This is a genomic window from Bacillus sp. B19-2, assembly GCF_022832475.1.
GTDB classification, from domain to species: Bacteria; Bacillota; Bacilli; order Bacillales; family Bacillaceae; genus Bacillus; species Bacillus paralicheniformis.
The window spans coordinates 1235737-1258197 of sequence record NZ_JALHKQ010000001.1; the positions used below are offsets into that span (position 1 = coordinate 1235737).

Consider the following 22461-nt stretch of genomic DNA (forward strand, 5'->3'; position numbering starts at 1 on the left):
CTTAAAAGGCGCCTTCAGGGGACCGGGATAAAATATGGTCTCTTGCTTCCAGCGCTTTTTGTCTCACTTTTTCAAGATCTGCATCAACCAATCGGCCGTTTCGTTTCACCGCTTTACCTGCGACATATACGGAGTCTACATTTCCGGTGTGCGCGCTTTGGACGATAGCCCCCACCGCATCAGTGAAAGGGAGCAAATTGACGCTGTCCGTTTTCACCATGATAAAATCAGCTTCTTTGCCGGGGGAAAGCGAGCCGATTTTGTGATCGAGCCTTAAGGCCCTCGCCCCGTCAATGGTGGCCGCTTTCAGGATTTGTTCGGCCGATATGCTCAATTCGGGCCCCGGCATGATCCCTTCTTTCAGCAGCTCTTCATTGTGCTTTGCACGCTCTGCTTGAAGGGCAAATTTCATCTGTGCGAAAAGGTCTCCTCCCGTCGATGTGACAACATCAACCCCAAGTGCAGTAAGAACCCCGTTTTTTAGGGCGAGCCCTGTAACAGGATAGCCGTGCCCCATCATCATCTCAATTTCTGGTGTCACAGAAATCGAGCTTCCGTGAGCGGCAAGCATTTTCATTTCTTCTTCACTCATCGCATTGGCATGCACCATGTTTAAATCGGGACCGAGCAGCCCGGCTTGATTCAGCTTCTCAATCGAACGATCTTTCGCTCCCCAGTTGCCAAACGCAATATGCATGCTGCTCAAGGCATCCAGTTCCCGGGCCGTTTCGATTTCAAAGACAGATGTCTTCCATGAAGAAAACTCCGGTCCGCGAATTGCAAGTCCCATCGTCAAAAGCTGATCCTTCGATTGAAAATATGCTTTTTTTACCCGTTTCGCTTCGTCCATATTCGAAAGATCGCTGTCTCTGTCCCAATATTCCGCATCACCGGATGTTCCGAAAGCGAATACTGCGCGAATGCCGGCGTCTTTCAGTCCCGCAATCAGCTGGTCCGTATGATCAGGCGATTCAATCATCGTCCAGTCCAGCAAAGTTGTGACCCCTGCATCGAGCGCCTCAAGCGCTCCTAAATAGTTCGCGACCCAATCATCCTCAGGCCTTCTCATCGATCCATAATTCCCATAATAAATCCGGTTTAAATAAGTTTGCAGGGACCAGTCAGCTCCGATTCCGCGGATCACAGATTCCCATACGTGGCGGTGTGTATCGACAAATCCAGGCATGATCAGCATATTGGAGGCATCAACAATCTCTGCGTCTCCCGCTTCAATCGACTCGGCAACGTCCAGAATGACGGAGCCTTCAATCAGCATGTCCCCTTTTTCGATTGTATGAAGCTGCGGATCAAGAGTTACAATCGTTGCGTTTTGAAAAAGTGTTTTTTGCATAACGGTTCTCCTTTCTTCCCAGCCAACTAAAGAAAATCATCCTATATGTACCATTTTAAAATAAAAAAGGTATAAATGATATTAATATGCATTGCGCGACTTGGAACTCCGATGGAAGAGATGCAATACACGATCACGTTGGAAAAAGAAGAAAGGCGAATTGCGGAAAACAGCGGTTGTTTATGTTGCAGTGATGCGGTGTGTATTTATCGTAAATTCTGCTTTCATACTGTTCGTTCTCACTTTTTGCGGTTACTGCCTCTCCAAATGAAAACAGACCATAAAAAAGCCCCTCTCGGGTATTTCTACGGCCTGTGAATGAGTGAACGTATATTTAACTGCGGTCAAAATAAGGTACAATCACTTTATTAATAGCAATGGCCATAGTCCGACTTTTTTTCATAGCCTTTGCAAGGTTTTCCGCAATGATAATGTTCATGCGAAACGTCTTTATGATGTGAATAAGTGTGCGGATAGTAATGAACATGTTCATATTTGTGATGGTCAATTTTTTTAGTATGCTGCGGATGAATATGAGGAACGACAGATTTTGAATACTTATGATCCTCACAATATTTCGTAGGGTAAACATGCGGCTCATGATGTTTTTTGCAGTACATGTGTACACGCTCCTTTCATTTTATAGATTCACTAGTACATTATGCTGAAAAGCTAAAGCCTGACTGCATAAGTACCTATACTTTGTCCCTTTTTTCGGCTGTCCCCGAGAATCAACCCGCCGCGACTATTCTTTATCAAAAGAAGAGTGTATATGATCTTCATATGTATCTACATAAATATTTCCGTTAGGAGATCGTACAGCATAGAAAACTTTTTCAACAGTAAGATTGCGTTTTTGCAACTCAGCATTCAACCACTCGGATGTCAGCTGATTATCTTTCAAATTTTCTTCCCTTACTTTCCCATCCATGATCAACTCGATCGGAGGCTTTTTTTCAGGTATAGTTGCAAGCCATAAATCCTTTTTGGTGACACTCCGATATTGAGTTTTTTTTAAAACCGTTAATGTTCCGTTGGTTTCCACAATAGCGTAAAGCACTTCTTCCATTTTAAATACGTCTTTTTCCCTTAGCTGCTGGTTTAAATAGTCAATCGTATAGCGCATTTTCCGCATGTTATGTTCAAGAATTTTTCCATTCTGGATCACAACAGTTGGATCTCCTGCGAAAAATGTGCGACTTTTTTGATTCCAGAGAGATAAGTAAGCGGTTAATAAGATGACAAACACAAATATAAAAAAAGCAAGAATCATATGCATCGTTTTAAAAGATGTATTAAAAGTCAAATTGGCGGTGATGGCTCCCAGGGTGATGGACGCAATAAAATCAAAAATATTCATTTGTGATATCGTTTGCTTACCCAGTAATTTTGATCCTATCAGCAACATGCTGAAGGCAAGAACTGAGCGGAACATAACATCAACAAGTTCATTCATTGATTTCACCGCCCTTTTTGCAAAATAGTCAAAAACATCTTATACAAAATAAACAATAAATATACTGTGCACTTGATAAAAGGTAATTTTTCAGATGGCACCACTTCTTAACTTTGTCTATTGAAATGATTTCCGGCAAACCTGTGAAAGCCTCCCGCAAACCCGTGAGAGCCACCAACGATAACGTGGCTCCCGTGGGCGTGCCCTAAACCGAATCCCCCGATTTGAGAGAAGGGTAATACAAAACCATACGGATAATATACACTATGCCCCTGATGTAGGCTTGGATTATAGACATAAGTCAGCGGGTATACAGGGTACTGACGAAAACCGAGTGAATAAATGCCTGAGAAATAATGACGATTCAATGTTGGGTCCGACAAAATATCCTCCCCCTTCGCGTTTCTTACATTTTACATCGATTTCCATCAATTCGTGTTTGTACATTTATAATAAGTTTGTTTTCTACACGTTTCGTTGGCGCGGAAGTTCTCTTCCTGAAGATTCCAGGTGTTGACTGTTGCGCTTTATTATCGGATTGGTTATACCCGTAATTGGAACATGCGCTTCTCGTGAAACCACGATCACTTCATTTAGGGCTGTTGTCCTCACGGATAAAATCAACCGATAAATTGCGTTAACACACGGTTGAACATTTCGCGTTCCTCCCAGAAAGGGCCGTGTCCGCTGTATTGAAACGGAACAAGATATGAATTTCTTATTTTGCGGTTGAGTTCCTTTGCTTGTGCAAACGGTATCACCTTGTCTTGAACACCGTGAATGATTAAGGTCGGAGCAGCGACTTTTCCAAGATCATCATACAGTTTCTCGTCTCTCAGCATGTCGATGACCGCTTTTGTCGACCAGCCTGCCGCCTGCAATCCCAATTGAAAAAACCAGTCCGAGAACGGTTGTGTAATATATTGAAAGAAAAATGTGTCGGTCACTTCACGCATCATCTTAGGACGATCGTGAGCCGCTTGCTGGAGCAATTTGGCTGCCGTCTCTTCTGTAAATCCCACAGGTGCCGCAGCATCGATCAAAACCAGCTTTGAGACCCCGGAACCCCTGTATCGCGACATATAGCGAAGTGCTATGGCGCCGCCGGTTGAATGACCGGCAAGCGTGAAGCGGTTTAGTTGAAGCGTCTCAACGACAACGCGGATATCGTCAGCCAAACGGTTGTAATTGTAGCCCGCCGCCGGCTTATCCGAACGCCCGAATCCCCGCCAGTCAATGCCGATACAGCGGTATCCCTTTTGTGAAAGATCGTCAAATTGATATTCAAACTGCAGATGGCTTAATGGCCAGCCGTGCAAAAATACAATTGTTTTGCGGCTTTGAGGATTGATATCTTCAACGTACAGGTTAACGCCTGATTCTGCCTGAACAAAGTATCCCATGCCGTCGCCCCCAATCATCTTTTACCATAAGGTACGCCCAGGATGTCAAGAGGTGAATGTCCCGACGGCTGAACGTGAAGAATTTGAAAAGGTGTGACTGGTTAGACTATTTCAAGATACGGAGGTGGTTCAATGATGGAACGCTTGGGAAGTCTGGCGATATCGCTTGTCCTCATGCTGCCTGCGGCGGCGATCCAAGCGCAGCCTGCCGCACCAGTACCTTATCCATGCAGCGTCGTTCTTCATCCAGCCCAGGATATTCCCAATGCCCGCGGAACGGCTTTAATTGCGAAAGTGAAGAAACCGTATACCGAAGCCCCTGGAAGTCCAGTCAGGGAACGGCGGAGCGTCGGCATCTACGCCGATTGGCTTCCAGCTCCTGCTTCATTTGGAGATTATGATCAATATGAAGGAATGGCCCGGATACCGGACCAGATCAGCTGGCGCTTCACCATGCATCTCGTCCGGGAAGACGTGCCAAGCTGGTTTGGCGGAAATCCTTGGGCGGGCAAATTTGACGAAATATCGTCGGAGCTGACTGTGAATACCCGAGTCGAAGTGCGTCCTTTCAATTCGAAGACGAAAAAGGCCGGCCGCGCTGTTTTGCAGGGGACTTTGCAAGGATGCAGGAACTAAATCAAAAAAAGGCCGCAAAAGCTCCATTAGGACGCTTCTTACGGCCTTTTTTCATGAGAAGAATTTTTTCTTCCGGAAAGGTTAGTATTTTTCGTAGCGATTACAAGGTTTACCGCAGTAAGAGTGATCATGATAAACCGGCTTATAGCTTGAATAAGAATGCGGATAATAGTGAACATGCTCGTATTTCTGATGATCCACTTTTTTAATATGCTGCGGATGGATGTGAGGAACGATCGTTTTAGAGTATCTGTGATCCTCACAGTACCTGGTAGGATGCACAACTGGCGGCAGAACGCGCGTTTTGCAGTAAGACATAAGCACTTCTCCCTTCCTTGAGTTTCATTCTTCACTATCAAAATATGTTGATTAGCACAAACTTGTACTAATACAAGAAACTAAAAATCCGTCCATTTTCCCCGCCTTTTCACTCAAAAGAGAGTTTCTCTGATAGTATAATAAAAAAATACTAATGAAAATGGAGTTGGACAGATGGATGTGATATCGATCGTTTCGTTTTTGGGTGCGGCTGTACTGCTTACACTTATGCCGGGCCCTGACAACTTGTTCGTTTTGGCACAGAGCATCTCAAAGGGAAAATCAGCAGGTATAGCAACCGCATGCGGACTATGCACAGGGTTAGTCGTCCACATCTCGGCGGCTGCAGCAGGTATTTCTGCTGTGATCTATCAATCAGCTGTCGCCTTCTCGATCGTGAAATATGCAGGTGCAGCCTATCTGTTGTTTTTAGCTTACCAGTCTTTCCGGCAAAAAAGCGCCGGCTTCAATCTTGAAGCAAAAGATTCATTGAACCGCAGGGCTTTATACCAAAAAGGCGTTGTGATGAATCTATTAAACCCGAAGGTCTCATTGTTCTTCCTTGCCTTTCTTCCGCAATTTATTCACCCCGGCACCTTCAGCATGACAACGCAAATGCTCGTTTACGGCATGTTATTTTTAATTCAAGCGTTTGTGATCTTTGTGATGATCAGCCAGTTTGCGGAAAAAGTCGGAGGCCGGCTGCGCAGCAGTCCGCAAGCCGCCAAAAAAGTTCATTTGCTGGAAGGGTCTTTATTTGCTTTAATCGGACTTAAAATAGCGGTCAGCCAAAGGTAGCGCCGCTGAAAAAAAGGTGTGCAGCCAGCACACCTTTTCCCGATTTTACCACTTATAACATTTGACGCGTTTACCATTTTCGCCGTCGGCACCGCTTTCATGGACACAGCGGCAATATCATCCCTCAAACATCGAGGTTCATGTGAAAAGAACAGCCCTGCATTCCGTTATTCGTTTTCAACTTGATCGTTTAGAGCGGGATCTGGTGTTGCGGAAGCGAAGTGATTTGTTTCTTTGGATGGAGTCGAATCACAAGACTGTCAAATTCTGCAGCGCTTTCTTGCTGTGTTTGATTCTTCCTTCGTTTCATTGCATAGTGGAGTGCCAGACAATGAGACAAAAATCTAAATACCGTTGTTCTCTATCCTCCCCCTTTCTTTGAAGCCAGTATACAAATTTCCCGCTGCTTCGTAATGATGCAAATCGGTTATTTTCCGCTCAATCCAAATCATCAGATCGAATCAAGCGGACACGTCGATCTTAGGGACGGCAGATCAGTCAATTGTTGGGCGTGGGTCTTTTTTGATAGAATATGCCGCTTACCTGAGTTAAAAGGGGATCGTTTGATTCGTGTATCTGTTCCGTTTTGCTTTAATCAATGAGATTCATTTTCGCTTTATCAGCAAAGCGAGTCTTTTGAATTTATTTACAAATGATATTTTAAATGTTATAATAAATTGTTTACAGAAATAAAATCTATTTTTATTTATATAAATCGATGAATTTAAAATGAAGGAGGTAAAAAGATGGCCAAGACTTCAATGATTGTCAAACAAAAACGGGAACAAAAGTTCAAAGTCAGAGAGTATACCCGCTGTGAACGCTGCGGCAGACCGCATTCCGTGATTCGGAAGTTTAAATTGTGCCGCATCTGCTTCCGCGAGCTTGCTTACAAAGGGCATATCCCCGGCGTTAAAAAAGCAAGCTGGTAAGAACGACTTCGTCAGCCTTTCCAAGAGGCTGGCTTTTTTTATTTAGGCTCTGTTGAATTTTAATGTTGATATTGCATGAAAATAGAGGAAATCCTCTGATTAGGGTTTCCTCCATTCTTGTAACTATTGAATCAGTTGCTCATTATACACGCTCATTGAGTGTACATTCTCTTTTAATAAGTTATCAATGATTTGCTTTATTACATTTGGTTCTCGTAAGTCTTCGTTCTCAAATGTTACAAGGTCACTTACTTTTATCCACTTGCTGTCTGAAATTTCATCTTCTTCGAGTTTGAAAGAACCTCCGGTAACTTCACCAATAAAATGAAATAAAATAACTTGATTCTTCGTCCTACTGATAAAATTATATACGCCAGCAGCGGCAATCAGCTTTACGTCCAATCCAGTTTCCTCTTTAACTTCTCTTCGAGCTGAATGGAGAATGTCCTCTCCATATTCGATACGTCCGCCCGGAAAGTTCCACTTATGAACGGCGGTAGGCTTATTCTCTTTTATCATCAAGACTTTATCTTCACGTAAGATTGATACACTGGCTACTAAAACAATTCCATTTTGCGACATCCATTTCTCCTTCATTTTCATTGGTTTGACTAGCTTCTTCTTTCATGAATCTGCCTTGTTCATTGAAAGCTGCTCAACGCTTTGCTCACCTTGATTCCCAAATCGAACACTTGTTCCATTTTAATTATATCAGGGATTCGTATAAACATCAAATATCAATATAAGCGCTCATCAGCCGTCACTGTTCAATATTTGAACAAACCCGTTTGTTCCGTCGATTCGGATGTAGGCGCCGTCTTCTATAATGTCTGTCGCTTTGTCGATTCCGACGACCGCAGGAATGCCGTATTCCCTGGCCACTACTGAACCATGAGTCATCATGCCGCCCACTTCCGTAATCAGTCCGGCCGCTGAAGTGAAAAGCGGAGTCCAGCCCGGATCAGTATACGGTGCCACTAAGATGTCCCCTTGATTCAGCTTCGCGTCTTCAGGGCTCTTCACAACTCTGGCGGTCCCTTCGATGATGCCCGCAGAAACCGGTGTCCCTGTGAGAGCTCCTTCGGGACTTTTTGCATTTCGCAGCCTCCCTGTAATGATTTCCCCTTCACTTGTCATCACACGGGGGGATGTGAGCTTTTGATTGGACATATGCTGCCGTTTTCTGTCTGTTAACAATTCCGGAATATCCCCGATGCCGCGATTCTCTAATAGTGCAATAAGCTCTTCAAGCGTAAAGTAAAAAACATCGTCTTCACAATTGAGGATTCCATTTTCTACGAGGGTGCGGGCTTCTTTAAGAATGGCTTTTTTGTATAAAAACATCAATTTGACAAGTGTAAATTTATGATGCTCCCGCATTCCCATCAAGCTTCGATACATATGAACGAGCCGGGAGACTCTCTTTTTTTCCGGAAAACGAAATTGAGAGATGATTTCCTTTTTTGCCTCTTCCGCTTCCATTTCGCCTTGTTTAAATTTCCTCCTGTGTTCCCCTGGGGCAGTCGTCCGAATATGGCTGAGTATGGACGGAACGAGCTGAACCGGAGCCTCTGCCCATCTCGGCCTTGTCATATCGATTTCTCCCACGCACCGCATCCCGTACTTTTTGAGAAAACCATCTAAACTGGACTTCAATTCGGCGCCGCCGGGGATTTTGAGCAGCTCTTCCATAAAGTTTTCGCTGTCTGCACGCTTGAAATAGTCAATGACTTCAGGATACTTCCTCGCCTGATCGGAAAGATCCCCTAGCTCAAGCCCCATTTCCGTTGTGACATTATGAGGCAGAGATTTATACAATTTCCCCAGTAAAATAGCACTTTTCTCGTTCCCCAGCTCTTTTTTCAGCTTTTTTTCGAGCGATCCGGCTGCAATCATTCCGCTGAAGACATATACAGCGACTTTTGAAAGCACGTCTTGGAACATCCTTTCCATTCCTTTTTGGATGACGCGGATCGTCTCAGTGCCGGAAGTCCGGCTAAGCTTCTCCTCGGTGTCCGTCACGATCGCTTCAATGATCCATTCCGCTTTTTTCTCGGCTTTATCGGGGTTTTTCATCAGCAGGATTCCGGCGACCTTTAATGCTGCCGGAATCAAAATCGGCGCCAATCTCCCGGCAATATGAAACATGCCTTTTATCGATATGGAATTAAGCTGATGTTCTTTGCGCTTGACTACCTCCGATACAGCAGATGCCATCAGCTGATCCATACCATTTAATACTTTAAGCAGCCGGCTCCGGGCGAATCTGAGGGAAAGAGCACCCGTAATATCGGCGAACACTCTTCCTCCCGCTTCGCGAAGAATCTGCTGTGTCGAAGGGTCTTTTTTTAAAAATCGGAGAACTTGGCTGATCACCGATACACCCAATGGTTTCAGCGGATCGGTCATCATTTGAATATAGCCAAAATTAATCAATACGTGCGGCTTTTCATCAAAAACGTGTACGACCGGGTATAAGGATGTGATCGGCCGGCTTTGAAGAATGTAAAAACTGCCGCCGGCAAAAGCCCATTCTATATCCTGTTCCTTGCCGTAGTGAGACTCGATTTTGCGCCCCAGTTCTGCCAATTCGACGATTTTTGGATCCGGCAAAGCCTGTGTTTGTTGTTCTTCCGGAGAGAGAATTCTCTGAACGGTCCCTCCTTCCGGCACTGAATAAATGGCCGATTCCTTCTTCGAAAGTTGTTTTTTGACGATTTCATCAGACTGAACCTGATACAGATCAGCGCTCACAATTCCGGACACCAACGCTTCACCTAAACCGAAGCTGGCATCGATGGAAACCGTTTTGCGGTGCCCCGTGATCGGGTCCGCAGTGAACATAATTCCGGAAACCTCGGGAAAAACCATCTCTTGCACGACAACTGCAAGAAAGACAGAGCGGTGATCGAAACCGTTTTTCGCGCGATAGGAAATCGCCCTGTCCGTAAACAGAGAGGACCAGCATTGTTTCACTGCATCAAGAAGCTGATCTTCTCCGCAGACGTTCAAAAAGGTATCCTGCTGCCCCGCAAATGAAGCCGTCGGCAGGTCTTCTGCCGTAGCACTGGAGCGGACGGCATAGGCTTTATCTTTGCCGGTCGTATCAACGCCTTCCAATATCGCCGATTTGATCTCGTCAGGTATGGGAATCTGGGCAAGATGCTCGCGAATCTGCTTCCCCGCAATCCGAATCTGTTCAAGATCATCATGCTTGAGCTGTCCAAGCTGATCGAGCAGGCTGTCGATGATGCCGCTTGTTTGTATGAACGCGCGGTAGGCGGCAGTTGATAGGCAAAATCCCTTTGGAACGGGAAAACCCGCTTTTGTCATTTCCCCGAGGTTCGCCCCCTTTCCGCCGACATAGGGCAAAGCAAATTGATCGATTTCATTGAAATACAGCACATATTTCTCCATTCTATCCTCTCCTTAGATCCGCTTTTTGCAGCAATTCCACGCCTCATATTGGACGATTTATTTTGCCTTGGCCTGACTTTCAACACACTTTGTCTTAAGAGGCATGCTTTTGAACACTGTGTTGATTAATATTCATCATGTTTATTATAATTGCACAAGAGGCGAATGCAATGAACAATCAATCAGCAAATGTTAAGTTCTCAACACAAACATGGACATTGTTGATTATCATGGACCGTCAGGAGGATTTGTATGACTGGACAAAAAAAAGACCGCAGGGTAAAGCGCACGAAAAAAATGATTAGAGACGCACTTTCTGAACTGATGAAAAATAAAACGTTTGAAGAGATATCCGTCACGGACATTACAACGAAAGCCGATATTAACCGCGGCACGTTTTACTTGCATTACGAGGATAAATACGATTTGCTGGAGCAAAGCGAGGAGGAAATTATCCAAGAGATCAATAACATTGCTAAACGCTCGATTCACTCAATGGACACATTAAATCAGGATGTGATTGACCATCCGCTGACGTTCGTCGTCGACATTTTTCAATATATAAGAGAAAACGAAGTTTTTATGAAAGCAATTTTAGGCCCTAAAGGCCCGGGTTCTTTCCGTTTGAAATTCAAATCGGTTTTGAGCATCAATTTAAAACGGCTGAAAAAAGCGATCAAAACGGATCCGATCGTACCGGAGGACTACTTGATTTCCTATATAACCGGCGCTCATATCAGCGTCATGCAGCAATGGCTGGAAAACGGCATGAAAGAGACGCCGCATGATATGGCGCTCATTTTATCAAAAATAACCGGAATGGGCCCTGCATACGCAGCAGGACTGAGAAAAAAATGACAGGCTTTCAAGAGAGGGATCGACCCTCTTTTTTGCTTTTTTGGTGGTATGTATAAGAAATCAAAAACAATCCAAAATATAGTGAAAAAGGTGGTGAGACCATGCAGAAGAAAGGCATTCAAAACAGCAGCCTCGAGCAGTTGAAAAACGACCACGAAACAGAAAGCGCATTCCAGCAGGATAACAAAAGCAATAAACAGCAGCAAAACAGGAATGCTTTAAAATAAGCTGAAAGGTGTGGAAACGAAATGAAGCATGTAAGAGCATTGTGTTTAAAATTCATTGTGAGCCTTGTCCTCTTATATGTGGTGCTAACTCTGTTTTTTGGCGTTCCATTCGGCGAAATGTTTGTTTTGACATTGTTTTTAGGTGTGATCTCCTATCTGATCGGAGATCTTCTTCTGCTGCCGAGAACAAACAATACAACAGCGACAATGGGAGATTTTGGACTTTCACTCGTACTGATCTGGGCGATTCTCGCCATGCAAAATAATCCGCCGTATGGTTCGCTAGCTGCAGCTTCAATCGTGTCAGCGATCGGCGTCACAGTGTTCGAATATTTCTTCCACCGCTATATGGAAGCCAACGTTTTGGGCGAAACGGAAAACGAAAATGGGGAAAAGCCAGGCTCATTGCAGTATCAAAGTGAAGCATCGGAAGAGCTTTACCCGGTTACCCCATCTAAAAAACAGGACGAAGACTAAGCACAAGAACCTGCCGGTCGGCAGGTTTTTTTATTCTTTATGACCCGAGGTATTTTTTTCCTCGTTTAAAGGAATATCCGTCTTTTTCACGAAATGATATTAAAAAAGTGAGGAGGACTAAAAATATGACACATCGCGCATTAAAGCATTTAGATTATCACAACTGGGCGAATCAAAGGATGCTCAGCCACTTGAAAAGCCTGCCTGAAGAGCTGTTCACCCGGGAAATCCAAAGCGTTTTTCCATCTGTTTATGAGGTCATTGCCCATATGTGCATGGCTGATGCCTTGTGGCTGAAAGTAATATCCGGAGCCGCTTACGAGGAAGCAAAGGAAACCGGCATGCGGCTGAAAGAAGAGTTAAAGGGAAAAAAGATCGATGACTTCGTCTCCATCTTTCAGGACACGGCACGTCAATATGAAACATTTTTTGAAAATCTTGAAGACCCCGATGGTGAAATCACGATTGCACATCCTGCACTCGGCGAAATCAAAACGCCTGTTAGCGAACTCCTTCACCACGTGGTCAATCACGGCACGTACCACAGAGGCAACATTTCAGCGATGCTGAGACAGATGGGTGAAGCAGGTGTGCCGACAGACTATGTTTATTATTTATTAAGCATGAAACAACCGACATAAATAAAAAACCCTTGTTCCAAAAGCGGAACAAGGGTTTCACAATTAAAATGATGCTGCAAGCTTTTTAGCTTCTGCTAAGCCGTTTTCAATGATTTTTTGAGCGTCGTCAGGAACAGCGTTGTGTCCTTCGATGACAACGGTATGCAGGTCTTGAACACCGAAGAAGCCCATGACGGTTTTCATGTAGTTCAATGACATTTCCATTGCAGCCATCGGTCCTTCAGAATAGAAGCCTCCTCTGGCATTTAACAGAGCAACTTTCTTGTCTCCCATCAGGCCTTTAGGTCCTTCAGGAGTGTATGTAAACGTCACTCCTGCGCGGGACAAGTAGTCCACATAAGTGTGAAGTACAGCTGGAACAGCAAAGTTCCACAATGGGAAAGCAAAAACAACTTTATCGGCTTTTACGAATTCGTTCAAGTAACGGTCCGCTACAGCTGCAGCTGCTTTTTCTTCCTCGTTCAATTCCATGCCTTTTCCTGCTTTAAATGTCCCGTTAATAGCATTTCTGCCCAGGTACGGCGGGTTTTCTTTGTAAAGATCAAGCTCTACAATTTCATCGTTTGGATGATTTTCTTTATAGCTGTTAAGAAACGCTTCATAAAGTTTTACAGATACAGCTTCTTCAACTGTACGGTCATTAGCTTTAACAAACAATACTTTAGACATTCTAATATCCTCCCGGTGCTAACGTTTTAATATTTACTTACAAATAGTATGTTACTTTCTTTTAAATAGAAAGTCAACTCATTTATTTTTCTGGCCAAAAAAAAGCACCCGTTTGGGCGCTTTATTTGGAATCCTGCTCCTGGTCAAGCCGTTCATAGACGTATGAATGCTTTTGATCCATCGTTTCTTTATTCGTCAAATCCTTCATCTGCCGTGTAAATTGCCGGTCATTCCCTGTGCGGTCTTCATGTCTTGTTTCTGCTTCCGCTTGAGCTTCGGCCGTTCTTCGCGCATATGGAACCGCTTCAAGGCGTTCATAAGGGATTTCTTTTCCGGTTGCTTCACATCTTCCGTATGTGCCGTCTTTCATCCTATTTAAAGCGTCTTCGATCTCTTTCAGCAAAGCTTCGTCCGATTGCCGGAAAGCCTGGTCCCTCATTCGTTCGGTATACACACCGGCGTGATCGGCAAGATGATTGTCAATACCGTTTGACAATTCGCCTGTTTCTTCATTCATCGGCTGCACCTCAGACTTTGCAGCTGTTATTTCGTTTTTTAAGCTCATTAATTTATCGTAAAGGTGCTGTTTTTGTTCCTCTGTCAATGCCATGTTGATCATCCTCCTTTCTTTTTCATTACCCGATTGCCGAAAGGGAAAACCTGCATTTCTCCGCAAAAAAAAGACCGTTCGTTCGCAAAATAGCGTTTGAACAGCCTGGTGAGATTATGCACATAAGTATTTTGATAACAGCGCTTGAATTTCAAGCATGTCGGTATCCTTCGTAAATTCCAGGTCAAAGATTTTGCTGCTGGTCATCAGAGAAAGAGAACTGTCTGGATTGAACATGCTGACTTCTCTGATCGCAAAGCCTTCAATCGATCTGTATGGCAGAAAGACGCGGACTTTCTTTTTGGAAAACAGTTTATTATCAAAAAAAATAATCCGCTTGTTCGTAAAACAAATTTGATCTATCCTCAGTCTGCAAACCGATTCAATTTTTTCTCCTTCTATGAGCAGCGGTTCAAATTTTTTGCCGTCTGCTGTCTTGCTTGCTGAAAAAACGCCCAATCAAAACCCCTCTTTCTGTATGTCCAATTTATGTTTATGCACAAGGCAAAGTATGCTGTCAGTTACTAATAAGGATACGATAACCCTGATTTATAAACAATTACGAGCAGATTACATTTCTTTAACGCTATATGTTTGTGTTTACTATCAATTAATACGCCCGGCGGACGCGTGAGGTTTCAACTTTTTATCAGTTTTTTCAGCTTATTTTTCGTTTGCTACCAATCAAAAGGTGGATAACGGATAAAACAAAAAACCGCAGCAAGGTGTTCTTCCTCTGCGGTTCTCTTCTGACTATTATGCCTTTTATGTACATATCAGGCACTTGTTCCTGCTTCGGTCACGCAACTGATTCAGTCAGCCGATTTTTTAAGGCGTGCGGTTTTTGTTCAACTACCATTCATTGCTGTTGATGACCCGCGCGAATTGATTCAGGCTTTTACTTCTTCAAAGTATTCTTTGTAATAGCCGCCGACTTTGTTTGTATTATCGATGATAAACAGAAACTCTTCCGTTTCGTTTTTGACCTCGTATACGCTACCGACGGTCAGCGCTCTGTTGACAATGTACTTTTTGGCATCGGTATGTATGCACTTTACTTTTTTAATGGTTTTATTGTTCTGCCATTTTTCGTGAATCATGTGGATGTCTCCTTTTTCATACGTGTATAGTTTCCATTGTAGCGTTTTTTCGCCGAAATGCAATGCGATCTGGAGGCGAATGTGATTTTGAATATTGATTTGGTTTCATTCCCTGTTATAGAATGGTGGTGTATAGTTCCAAAATCAGAAATATATCCCTCTTTCATCCGCGCAATGACCGAATCAAAAGACAAACCAGCATCAAGACAACTCACCCGAAGACAGACCAAAATTTCAAAGGAGGTTTGTTTGACAAACATGAGTTCATTAACAATGCAGGTCAGTAAAAAGCTGGAGTCATTTTTGCAGGGAACAAAGAAGCTCTATATTAACGGGGAATTTGTAGCCAGCGCCTCAAACAAAACGTTTGAGACCCCAAACCCGGCGACTGGTGAAACGCTCGCCACCTTATATGAAGCAGGTCCCGAGGATGTGGACAAAGCGGTAAAAGCTGCACGGGAAGCCTTTGACCGCGGTGAGTGGCGGACGATGAACCCGGCCGAAAGAAGCCGGCTGATGTACAAACTCGCCGATCTGATGGAGGAACACAAAACGGAACTGGCTCAGCTTGAAACGCTGGATAACGGGAAGCCGATCAGCGAAACGACCGCAGGCGATATTCCGCTGTCAATTGAACATATGCGCTATTATGCGGGCTGGGCGACGAAAATAACCGGACAGACGATTCCTGTTAACGGACCTTATTTCAACTATACACGACATGAGCCTGTCGGAGTTGTCGGGCAAATTATCCCTTGGAACTTCCCGCTTCTGATGGCCATGTGGAAAATGGGAGCCGCCCTTGCAGCCGGATGTACGGTTGTCTTAAAACCGGCGGAACAAACGCCGCTTTCCGCTCTGTATTTGGCGGAACTGATCGATGAAGCAGGCTTCCCGAAAGGCGTCATCAACATCATTCCTGGCTTCGGTGAGACGGCCGGAGAAGCTCTGACCGATCATGCCCTTGTTGACAAACTGGCATTCACAGGATCAACGGAAATCGGCAAAAAAATTATGGAGAAAGCGGCCAAATCCGTTAAACGGGTGACCCTTGAACTCGGCGGAAAGTCGCCGAATATCATCCTCCCTGACGCCGATCTGAAGAAAGCGATTCCAGGCGCACTAACCGGCGTCATGTTCAATCAAGGCCAAGTGTGCTGTGCGGGATCACGCGTGTTCATCCATAAAGATCAATACGACAAAGTCGTCGATGAAATGGCCGCATATTCCAAATCGCTCCGCCAGGGTGCTGGCCTTCATGAAGACACGCAAATGGGACCGCTTGTCAGCAAAGAGCAGCACGAACGCGTCCTCTCGTATATTGAAAAAGGACGTCAGGAGGGTGCGAAAATCGCAGCCGGCGGAACATGCCCTTATGAACAGGGATACTTTGTTTCTCCGACTGTATTCACCAATGTCGAAGACGAGATGACAATAGCAAAAGAAGAAATCTTCGGTCCTGTTTTGGCGGCGATCCCTTATGAAACGGTAGATGAAGTCATCGAACGGGCCAATCGCAGCGAATACGGCCTTGCTGCTGGCGTATGGACGGAAAATTTGAAAAACGCCCACTATATCGCCGACCGTCTGCAAGCGGGTACCGTTTGGGTCAACTGCTATAATGCCTTTGACGCTGCATCTCCATTCGGCGGCTACAAACAATCGGGACTCGGACGTGAAATGGGCTCATACGCTCTGGATAACTATACAGAAGTAAAAAGCGTCTGGATTCATACAGGCGAATAACGCAAGACATGAGTTTCTGCAGCCGCCCTGTCGATCAGGGCGGTTTTCTTTTTATAATAATAAACATGTATAGATACATATGGTAAAATAGATGATAGTTTAAATCGACTGGAATGATAGAATCGTGTATTCTTCCTCTCTTGGCAAAACCCTCTGGAATCAAAAAAGCTTTAGATACATATGGGCGTCACAAACAGCACAGGCTGTCGGATCGATTTTGATGACGATCATCGTCATGGTCGATGTATTTAAGGAAACGAACTCTGTATTCGGATCGGGTCTGGTCTTGGCTTTATCCTCGTTCGGCAGTGTATTAGGCGGAGCGATGGCTGCTTTTGCTATTCAGCGCCTCGACCTGCTGCAAACAGCGGCTTATTCAACATGGTTCAGAGCGGTCTGCGCATTATGCATCGGCTTATGCCAATCGCTGGGCTTACCCTCTTATATCATTTATATGCTGCTGTTTTTGCAAAGCTTTGTCGGCTCCTGGTATTCCCCCGCACAATTAGGTTTACTGTATCAAGCGATTAAAAAGCGCGATTACGTGGCTGCATCGGGAAGCATCGTAACGGTCAACCAGTTTGTTCAGGCAGCAGGCTGGGGGCTCGGCGGCTATTTAACCGTTTTGACCCAGACTCACACGCTGACAGTGTTTACAGCAGGACTCTTTTTCGTATCAGGGTTTTTAATCAAATTGCCTGATTTGAAAAATGCGGTTATCCCTCGCCAAAAAACCCGCACGCAATCAGTCTGGCGGACTGTATACAGGAAGAAAACCGTTTTGCTGCTTACGATGATGGACATGTCAGAAGGTTTAGCAAATGCGGTCTGGACTTCCGCCGTTTTGCTGGCTTTTACGAAAGAGGTGCTGAATAAAGGGGAGGCTTGGTGGGGATTCATCAATGCCGGTTATTTTTTGGGAGCGATTTTGGGCGGCATTCTCGCTGTGCTCTTTTCCAACCAGCTCAAAAAAAGGCTTGGCCTCATGATTGTCTTGGGTTCTGTTTCAATGGGAATCACAACGCTTTTATTCGCCTATTCGTCAAATCCCCTTCTTTCGGTCATCCTCTGTATCATGATGGGTCCGCTTTATCAAGTAAGAGACGTCAGCCAGACGGTTATCCTTCAGGATACGTTGACAGATGAAGAGCGCGCACCGGTCACCGCCGCCAAAAATACCATTTTGACTGCATGGTCTGTCTTAACTATCGCCATTATGGGGGCTTTGGCTGACTTGATCGGAGTGCAAAGCGTATTTATCGCTGCCGCTGTATTATATGCCGGAACAGCCGCTGTCACATTTTTCGTACGGGATGTGAGAACGTACAGCCAGTCTGCAAGGCAGCACACGAAAGAGGAAATAGAAGGATGAAGCTTTTCTCATCAACGGTATATTTGGAGTGATCGTTTTAGAAATAAAAGAGGCTTATTCGATGACAATGGCGCCGATTGCCGGCGGCCTGTTTTCGGCGGCATTTGCAGCCGTTCAGCAAATGAACAAAGCGGCGCTCAGTAGAATAACATGCTGCGCGCCTTCTGATTCAGCGGGATATCAGCTCTTCGTATTCCCGCTTCAATATCCCCATAATGATTTCATCCGAGTACTGCTCATTCATATAAAGAGCCTCCCTGACCGTACCTTCCCTTTTAAATCCGGCTTTTTCATACGCTTTCAGCGCGCGGATATTGTGTGAAAAGACTTCGAGCTGGAGGCGGTTAAGATCGAGCCTTTCGAATGCAAACTGCATGGCCAGCCGCACCGCTTCAGAACCATAGCCTTTGTTCAAATAAGCGGGGCTGTGCAAAGCGATTCTAAACCCCGCTTTTCGATTTGTCCGGTCGATCTCAACGATGGACAGATCGCCTAACAAACGATCGTCCTCCTTTAAGCAGACGGCAAAATCATAGCGCGTCTCATCGCTTGTGATTCTCTCGTAATGCTCATAAAGGTCTTCCATCGCAAATTCACGTGTCGTGCCCGTCATATACCTGATGTCTTCATTTTGAGCGGCTTTATAAAAGCTCTCCATATCGCCTTTTTCAACAGGCCTGAGATAAACTCTACAGCTCTCGAACATCGAACGCCCCTCCCCTGCTACATTTGATACGCAGCAAACCAATGGTATGGCTGTATTTCCTTTAAAGATTTATAGACCAGACGCCCATCCGGTACAGTTACAGCTGCTTTAAGATCCGGCCCCCAATAAAAAAGTCTTTCCTGGCATACCCCGCACGGCGTTAATACCTTGCATTCGGAATGTTCATCATCTCTCACGACACAAACGGAGTGCGAAATTTTTGCCTGATACTTATGGGCTTCGAGAATGGCGCCCGTTTCAATGCATAAATCGGTTGAAGCGTTGATTACTTCCGGCGCTACGCTCGTCAAGATTCTTCCGTCTTCGGTGTACATGGCGGCTGCCCCGCCCCATCCGGTCGGATACCTCTTTTTGATCAATTCGACTGCGGTGTCATACAGCATCTGTTCAATATTCATTCAGCAACATCCCCCAAACATTGTTTCTAAGGTCTCTCTTTTTACAATACTTGATAATGGAACGGAGGTAAATGAAGATATTCATGATTTCCTGATCATGCTCACGCATGCCCATGCTGACGGATGCTTGTATGCTCATCGCATCTTCAAAATCGCTGCTCTTCTGTTTTCATCCGGTTGGCATGACACATTTCCGGAATGAATACAGTAAAATGAAGGAGATGAGAAGATTGCGTTCTTTACTAGAAGACGTGAAAGCTTTCAGACAAAAGACGCTCGCAAAGCTTCAAAATAGACAGAGACCTGATGGGTCATGGCGTTTTTGTTTTGAAGGGCCCGTGATGACAGACAGCTTTTTCATTTTGATGCTGACTTCACTTGGCGATCAGGACTCTTCTCTCATCGCAAGTCTTGCTGAACGAATCCGTTCGAAGCAGAGCGGAGACGGTGCGTTTCGCAATCATCCGGATGAAACGGCAGGCAATTTGACCGCGACAGTCCAGGGGTATACCGGGATGCTGGCTTCGGGGCTCTACGACCGGAGAGATGCGCATATGCAGAAAGCCGAGGCTTTTATTAAGGCTGCAGGCGGTTTGAAGAATGTGCACTTTATGACGAAGTGGATGCTCGCTGCCAACGGGCTGTATCCATGGCCGAGAGCCTATATTCCGCTTTCATTTTTACTGATCCCGCCCTATTTCCCGCTTCATTTTTACCATTTCAGCACATACGCAAGAATTCATTTTGTCCCGATGGCCATTACGTTTAATCGACGATTCTCTTTAAAAAACAACCAAATCGGCTCGCTTCGGCACCTGGATGAAGCCATGTCAAAAAATCCTCTCGACTGGCTGAACATCCGCTCTTTTGACGAGAGAACCTTCTATTCTTTCAATCTGCAATGGAAACAGCTCTTTCAATGGCCGGCTTATGTCCATCAGCTCGGATTTGAAGCGGGCAAAAAATATATGCTGGACAGAATCGAAGAAGACGGAACACTATACAGCTATGCGAGCGCGACCATGTTCATGATTTACAGCCTGCTGGCGATGGGAATATCAAAAAACGCCCCCGTTGTTAAAAAAGCAGTCGGCGGAATCAAAAGCCTTATTTCATCATGCGGAGAGGAAGGCTTCCATTTGGAAAACTCAACTTCCACTGTCTGGGACACCGCGCTCATCAGCTATGCCATGCAGGAATCCGGAATACCTGAACAACATTCTTCCATCTCATCGGCAGCGGACTACCTTCTCAAAAGACAGCATGTGAAAAAAGCGGACTGGGCGGTCTCAAACCCTCAAGCGGCACCGGGAGGGTGGGGTTTTTCACACATCAATACAAACAATCCCGATTTGGATGATACCGCTGCGGCATTAAAAGCAATTCCGTTTCAAAGGCGTCCGGCTGCCTGGAACCGGGGGCTCACCTGGCTTTTATCCATGCAAAACAAGGACGGAGGGTTTGCAGCATTTGAAAAAAACGTTGACCATCCGCTCATCCGAAATCTGCCGCTCGAATCTGCCGCTGACGCAGCGGTCGATCCGTCAACTGCAGACTTGACCGGGCGCGTTCTTCATCTGCTCGGACTTAAAGAGCGGTTGACAGATGACCATCCCGCGGTCAGACGCGCTCTAAGGTGGCTTGATCACCATCAGGAAGCTGACGGCTCGTGGTATGGCAGATGGGGTGTCTGCTTTATTTACGGGACATGGGCCGCAATCACCGGAATGAAAGCCGTCGGGATTTCCCGCAACCACGCGTCTGTCAGAAAAGCGGTCTCTTGGCTTAAATCGATCCAACTCGAAGACGGAAGCTGGGGAGAATCTTGCAAAAGCTGTGAAGTGAAGCATTTTGTGCCTCTTCACTTTGGAACAGTTGTTCAGTCTTCATGGGCGCTGGAGGCGCTTTTGCAATATGAGCGTCCGGATGATCCTAAGATCTTAAAAGGGATTCGTTTTCTCACCGATGATCACGAAAGCTCGCCTGAGCGACTCGAATACCCGACGGGAATCGGGCTGCCGAAACAATTCTACATCCGCTATCACAGTTATCCTTTTGTGTTTTCATTGCTCGCTTCAAGCGCATTTATTAAAAAAGCGGAAATGAGGGAGACATATTGAATGCTTACAAAGAAAAAATAGCGTCATGGGCCAAAGATCTGAAAGACCAGATGAAAGATGATCCTTCTTTAGAAAGTCATTTAGAAAAACTTTTTCAATCACTGGATGATCCCCGTGCGACCGAACAGGAATGGTATGAACAGGCAGAAGCCGTGTATCAAGCCATCTCCCGCAGTGATGCGTCTCAAGCAGGCCGGCAGCCATTCAGAACAGTGCCGATCGGAGGCCACCGCCTGCCAAGCCTACCCTACTCGTATTCAGCCCTTGAGCCTTATATTTCAAAAGAAATTATGTTTCTTCATCATACAAAACATCACCAAAGCTATGTCGACGGCTTGAACAAAGCTGAAAAAGAACTGCAGAAAGCAAGGCAAACCAAACAGTTCGACCTTGTCAACCACTGGGAAAGAGAGCTCGCCTTCCACGGAGCCGGACACTATTTACACACGATATTTTGGTACGCGATGCACCCAAAAGGAAAAAGGCGGCCGACAGGCGAATTGCTGGAGATGATTAACCGTTCTTTCGGCAGCTATTCGGCCTTTAAAGAACAATTTTCCGAAGCGGCGAAAAAGGTGGAAGGCGTGGGCTGGGCGATCCTTGTCTGGGCGCCTCGCTCACACCGCTTGGAAATTCTGATCGCAGAAAAACATCAGCTGATGAGCCAATGGGATGTGATCCCCCTTCTCCCGCTCGACGTATGGGAACACGCATACTACCTTCAATATAAAAATGAAAGGGCAAAATACGTCGATAATTGGTGGAATGTCGTTGACTGGAGAGAACCTGAAAGGCGGTTTGCGACAGCAAAGCGCGTTCTATGGGAGCCCTTCTGATACAAATTCAAATGGCAGGACTTCAACTATTGAAGTCCTGTTTTGTTTCGATAGTTGCGCCGGACATCGGCCTCCCCGTCATCAGAGATGAAAAAGACATGCCTCAAAAAGCGGACGAGCTTTTTCTCTCGCACCTTTCTCTTCTCGGCGCCAGGCGCCGTCAACACCGGCCGTATCGAGCCGAGTACCGATCCCTTATCACTGTCAATGCCGCATCCATGTTTCCTCTATCATATGTAAAGAGATAATGTATAAAAGTTTCCTGTTTATTCTCAGGATTTTCAAAACCGATACACGGAGATGCTTGAGTGGATTCAGAAGAGAAATCCCGCATCCGTACACCTTTTTGAACCTGTTATTATGATAATC

The 22461-nt window shown here is 45.3% G+C and carries 24 protein-coding genes; 11 read left to right on the plus strand and 13 right to left on the minus strand.

Annotated elements, in window-relative coordinates; genetic code table 11:
• Position 1: 1 nt before the first annotated feature.
• From MST20_RS06245 to MST20_RS06260, 4 genes are all read right to left on the minus strand, one after another.
• Positions 2–1351: an amidohydrolase family protein gene (locus MST20_RS06245; protein WP_243940849.1), complete on the minus strand. Its 1350-nt coding sequence runs from the start codon at positions 1349–1351 to the stop codon at positions 2–4.
• Positions 1352–1719: 368 nt separating this feature from the next.
• Complete coding sequence (locus MST20_RS06250) at positions 1720–1971, minus strand: CotD family spore coat protein (protein ID WP_020451792.1); 252 nt, start codon at positions 1969–1971, stop codon at positions 1720–1722.
• A 125-nt stretch (positions 1972–2096) separates the two neighbouring features.
• Positions 2097–2807, minus strand: coding sequence for a DUF421 domain-containing protein (locus MST20_RS06255; RefSeq protein WP_243940851.1), 711 nt, complete (start codon positions 2805–2807; stop codon positions 2097–2099).
• A 620-nt stretch (positions 2808–3427) separates the two neighbouring features.
• Positions 3428–4210, minus strand: a complete 783-nt coding sequence (locus tag MST20_RS06260; RefSeq protein ID WP_243940853.1) for an alpha/beta fold hydrolase — start codon at positions 4208–4210, stop codon at positions 3428–3430.
• Between the two features lie 132 nt (positions 4211–4342).
• On the opposite strand from MST20_RS06260, the gene MST20_RS06265 reads away from it, so the two are divergent.
• Entirely contained in the window at positions 4343–4846 is a 504-nt protein-coding gene (locus MST20_RS06265) for a YoqH family protein (protein ID WP_243940855.1), read from the plus strand.
• An 81-nt stretch (positions 4847–4927) separates the two neighbouring features.
• On the opposite strand, the gene MST20_RS06270 is transcribed toward MST20_RS06265, so the two are convergent.
• On the minus strand, positions 4928–5164 hold the full coding sequence (locus MST20_RS06270; protein ID WP_243940857.1) for a CotD family spore coat protein: 237 nt from the start codon (positions 5162–5164) through the stop codon (positions 4928–4930).
• 174 nt (positions 5165–5338) lie between these two features.
• Here MST20_RS06270 and MST20_RS06275 point away from each other — a divergent pair, with 174 nt between their 5' ends.
• Positions 5339–5962 (plus strand): LysE family translocator, encoded by a 624-nt coding sequence (locus tag MST20_RS06275; RefSeq protein WP_243940860.1) that lies wholly within the window; start codon positions 5339–5341, stop codon positions 5960–5962.
• A 746-nt stretch (positions 5963–6708) separates the two neighbouring features.
• A complete protein-coding gene (locus MST20_RS06280; protein WP_003182651.1) occupies positions 6709–6894 on the plus strand; it encodes a type Z 30S ribosomal protein S14 in 186 nt (61 codons plus the stop codon).
• A gap of 123 nt (positions 6895–7017) precedes the next feature.
• On the opposite strand, the gene MST20_RS06285 is transcribed toward MST20_RS06280, so the two are convergent.
• Together MST20_RS06285 and MST20_RS06290 are read right to left on the minus strand one after the other, a co-directional pair.
• On the minus strand, positions 7018–7476 hold the full coding sequence (locus MST20_RS06285; protein ID WP_243940862.1) for an NUDIX hydrolase: 459 nt from the start codon (positions 7474–7476) through the stop codon (positions 7018–7020).
• Between the two features lie 171 nt (positions 7477–7647).
• Entirely contained in the window at positions 7648–10311 is a 2664-nt protein-coding gene (locus MST20_RS06290; RefSeq protein WP_243940863.1) for a phosphoenolpyruvate synthase, read from the minus strand.
• Between the two features lie 252 nt (positions 10312–10563).
• On the opposite strand from MST20_RS06290, the gene MST20_RS06295 reads away from it, so the two are divergent.
• The 4 genes from MST20_RS06295 to MST20_RS06310 all read left to right on the plus strand — a co-directional run bounded on the left by MST20_RS06295 (position 10564) and on the right by MST20_RS06310 (position 12514).
• Positions 10564–11169 carry a TetR/AcrR family transcriptional regulator gene (locus tag MST20_RS06295; protein WP_165427238.1) on the plus strand — a complete coding sequence of 202 codons (606 nt, stop codon included), beginning with the start codon at positions 10564–10566 and terminating at the stop codon, positions 11167–11169.
• A gap of 101 nt (positions 11170–11270) precedes the next feature.
• A complete protein-coding gene (locus tag MST20_RS06300; protein WP_020451800.1) occupies positions 11271–11396 on the plus strand; it encodes a hypothetical protein in 126 nt (41 codons plus the stop codon).
• A gap of 21 nt (positions 11397–11417) precedes the next feature.
• A complete protein-coding gene (locus tag MST20_RS06305; RefSeq protein WP_243940865.1) occupies positions 11418–11873 on the plus strand; it encodes a YndM family protein in 456 nt (151 codons plus the stop codon).
• Between the two features lie 125 nt (positions 11874–11998).
• Entirely contained in the window at positions 11999–12514 is a 516-nt protein-coding gene (locus MST20_RS06310; protein ID WP_243940867.1) for a DinB family protein, read from the plus strand.
• 42 nt (positions 12515–12556) lie between these two features.
• Here MST20_RS06310 and MST20_RS06315 read toward each other — a convergent pair whose 3' ends face one another.
• The 4 genes from MST20_RS06315 to MST20_RS06330 all read right to left on the minus strand — a co-directional run bounded on the left by MST20_RS06315 (position 12557) and on the right by MST20_RS06330 (position 14893).
• Positions 12557–13183 (minus strand): FMN-dependent NADH-azoreductase, encoded by a 627-nt coding sequence (locus MST20_RS06315; RefSeq protein WP_145645766.1) that lies wholly within the window; start codon positions 13181–13183, stop codon positions 12557–12559.
• Between the two features lie 121 nt (positions 13184–13304).
• A complete protein-coding gene (locus MST20_RS06320; RefSeq protein WP_243940869.1) occupies positions 13305–13793 on the minus strand; it encodes a TraR/DksA family transcriptional regulator in 489 nt (162 codons plus the stop codon).
• 114 nt (positions 13794–13907) lie between these two features.
• Positions 13908–14252, minus strand: coding sequence for a PH domain-containing protein (locus tag MST20_RS06325; protein WP_020451808.1), 345 nt, complete (start codon positions 14250–14252; stop codon positions 13908–13910).
• A gap of 431 nt (positions 14253–14683) precedes the next feature.
• Positions 14684–14893: a DUF6501 family protein gene (locus MST20_RS06330; protein ID WP_243940871.1), complete on the minus strand. Its 210-nt coding sequence runs from the start codon at positions 14891–14893 to the stop codon at positions 14684–14686.
• 258 nt (positions 14894–15151) lie between these two features.
• Between MST20_RS06330 and MST20_RS06335 the strand changes: the two genes are divergently transcribed.
• Both MST20_RS06335 and MST20_RS21245 read left to right on the plus strand, forming a co-directional pair.
• Positions 15152–16639 (plus strand): aldehyde dehydrogenase family protein, encoded by a 1488-nt coding sequence (locus MST20_RS06335; RefSeq protein ID WP_009328061.1) that lies wholly within the window; start codon positions 15152–15154, stop codon positions 16637–16639.
• A 124-nt stretch (positions 16640–16763) separates the two neighbouring features.
• Positions 16764–18011 (plus strand): MFS transporter, encoded by a 1248-nt coding sequence (locus MST20_RS21245; protein WP_243940873.1) that lies wholly within the window; start codon positions 16764–16766, stop codon positions 18009–18011.
• A gap of 169 nt (positions 18012–18180) precedes the next feature.
• On the opposite strand, the gene MST20_RS06345 is transcribed toward MST20_RS21245, so the two are convergent.
• Positions 18181–18717 carry a GNAT family N-acetyltransferase gene (locus MST20_RS06345; protein WP_243940875.1) on the minus strand — a complete coding sequence of 179 codons (537 nt, stop codon included), beginning with the start codon at positions 18715–18717 and terminating at the stop codon, positions 18181–18183.
• A 17-nt stretch (positions 18718–18734) separates the two neighbouring features.
• The gene (locus MST20_RS06350) at positions 18735–19136 is read right to left on the minus strand and encodes a cytidine deaminase (RefSeq protein ID WP_243940877.1); all 402 of its coding nucleotides are present in this window, start codon (positions 19134–19136) and stop codon (positions 18735–18737) included.
• Between the two features lie 221 nt (positions 19137–19357).
• Here MST20_RS06350 and MST20_RS06355 point away from each other — a divergent pair, with 221 nt between their 5' ends.
• On the plus strand, positions 19358–21256 hold the full coding sequence (locus MST20_RS06355) for a terpene cyclase/mutase family protein (protein ID WP_377924222.1): 1899 nt from the start codon (positions 19358–19360) through the stop codon (positions 21254–21256).
• Between the two features lie 50 nt (positions 21257–21306).
• Positions 21307–22092, plus strand: a complete 786-nt coding sequence (locus MST20_RS06360) for a superoxide dismutase (protein ID WP_243941185.1) — start codon at positions 21307–21309, stop codon at positions 22090–22092.
• Positions 22093–22461 lie beyond the last annotated feature (369 nt).

What these genes read in the sequence shown, in the direction of transcription:
- MST20_RS06245 (WP_243940849.1), bottom strand. Translation starts at nt 1,351, where the DNA reads ATGCAAAAAACACTTTTTCAAAACGCAACGATTGTAACTCTTGATCCG.
- MST20_RS06250 (WP_020451792.1), bottom strand. Translation starts at nt 1,971, where the DNA reads ATGTACTGCAAAAAACATCATGAGCCGCATGTTTACCCTACGAAATAT.
- MST20_RS06255 (WP_243940851.1), bottom strand. Translation starts at nt 2,807, where the DNA reads ATGAATGAACTTGTTGATGTTATGTTCCGCTCAGTTCTTGCCTTCAGC.
- MST20_RS06260 (WP_243940853.1), bottom strand. Translation starts at nt 4,210, where the DNA reads ATGGGATACTTTGTTCAGGCAGAATCAGGCGTTAACCTGTACGTTGAA.
- MST20_RS06265 (WP_243940855.1), top strand. Translation starts at nt 4,343, where the DNA reads ATGATGGAACGCTTGGGAAGTCTGGCGATATCGCTTGTCCTCATGCTG.
- MST20_RS06270 (WP_243940857.1), bottom strand. Translation starts at nt 5,164, where the DNA reads ATGTCTTACTGCAAAACGCGCGTTCTGCCGCCAGTTGTGCATCCTACC.
- MST20_RS06275 (WP_243940860.1), top strand. Translation starts at nt 5,339, where the DNA reads ATGGATGTGATATCGATCGTTTCGTTTTTGGGTGCGGCTGTACTGCTT.
- MST20_RS06280 (WP_003182651.1), top strand. Translation starts at nt 6,709, where the DNA reads ATGGCCAAGACTTCAATGATTGTCAAACAAAAACGGGAACAAAAGTTC.
- MST20_RS06285 (WP_243940862.1), bottom strand. Translation starts at nt 7,476, where the DNA reads ATGTCGCAAAATGGAATTGTTTTAGTAGCCAGTGTATCAATCTTACGT.
- MST20_RS06290 (WP_243940863.1), bottom strand. Translation starts at nt 10,311, where the DNA reads ATGGAGAAATATGTGCTGTATTTCAATGAAATCGATCAATTTGCTTTG.
- MST20_RS06295 (WP_165427238.1), top strand. Translation starts at nt 10,564, where the DNA reads ATGACTGGACAAAAAAAAGACCGCAGGGTAAAGCGCACGAAAAAAATG.
- MST20_RS06300 (WP_020451800.1), top strand. Translation starts at nt 11,271, where the DNA reads ATGCAGAAGAAAGGCATTCAAAACAGCAGCCTCGAGCAGTTGAAAAAC.
- MST20_RS06305 (WP_243940865.1), top strand. Translation starts at nt 11,418, where the DNA reads ATGAAGCATGTAAGAGCATTGTGTTTAAAATTCATTGTGAGCCTTGTC.
- MST20_RS06310 (WP_243940867.1), top strand. Translation starts at nt 11,999, where the DNA reads ATGACACATCGCGCATTAAAGCATTTAGATTATCACAACTGGGCGAAT.
- MST20_RS06315 (WP_145645766.1), bottom strand. Translation starts at nt 13,183, where the DNA reads ATGTCTAAAGTATTGTTTGTTAAAGCTAATGACCGTACAGTTGAAGAA.
- MST20_RS06320 (WP_243940869.1), bottom strand. Translation starts at nt 13,793, where the DNA reads ATGGCATTGACAGAGGAACAAAAACAGCACCTTTACGATAAATTAATG.
- MST20_RS06330 (WP_243940871.1), bottom strand. Translation starts at nt 14,893, where the DNA reads ATGATTCACGAAAAATGGCAGAACAATAAAACCATTAAAAAAGTAAAG.
- MST20_RS06335 (WP_009328061.1), top strand. Translation starts at nt 15,152, where the DNA reads ATGAGTTCATTAACAATGCAGGTCAGTAAAAAGCTGGAGTCATTTTTG.
- MST20_RS06345 (WP_243940875.1), bottom strand. Translation starts at nt 18,717, where the DNA reads ATGTTCGAGAGCTGTAGAGTTTATCTCAGGCCTGTTGAAAAAGGCGAT.
- MST20_RS06350 (WP_243940877.1), bottom strand. Translation starts at nt 19,136, where the DNA reads ATGAATATTGAACAGATGCTGTATGACACCGCAGTCGAATTGATCAAA.
- MST20_RS06355 (WP_377924222.1), top strand. Translation starts at nt 19,358, where the DNA reads ATGAGAAGATTGCGTTCTTTACTAGAAGACGTGAAAGCTTTCAGACAA.
- MST20_RS06360 (WP_243941185.1), top strand. Translation starts at nt 21,307, where the DNA reads ATGAAAGATGATCCTTCTTTAGAAAGTCATTTAGAAAAACTTTTTCAA.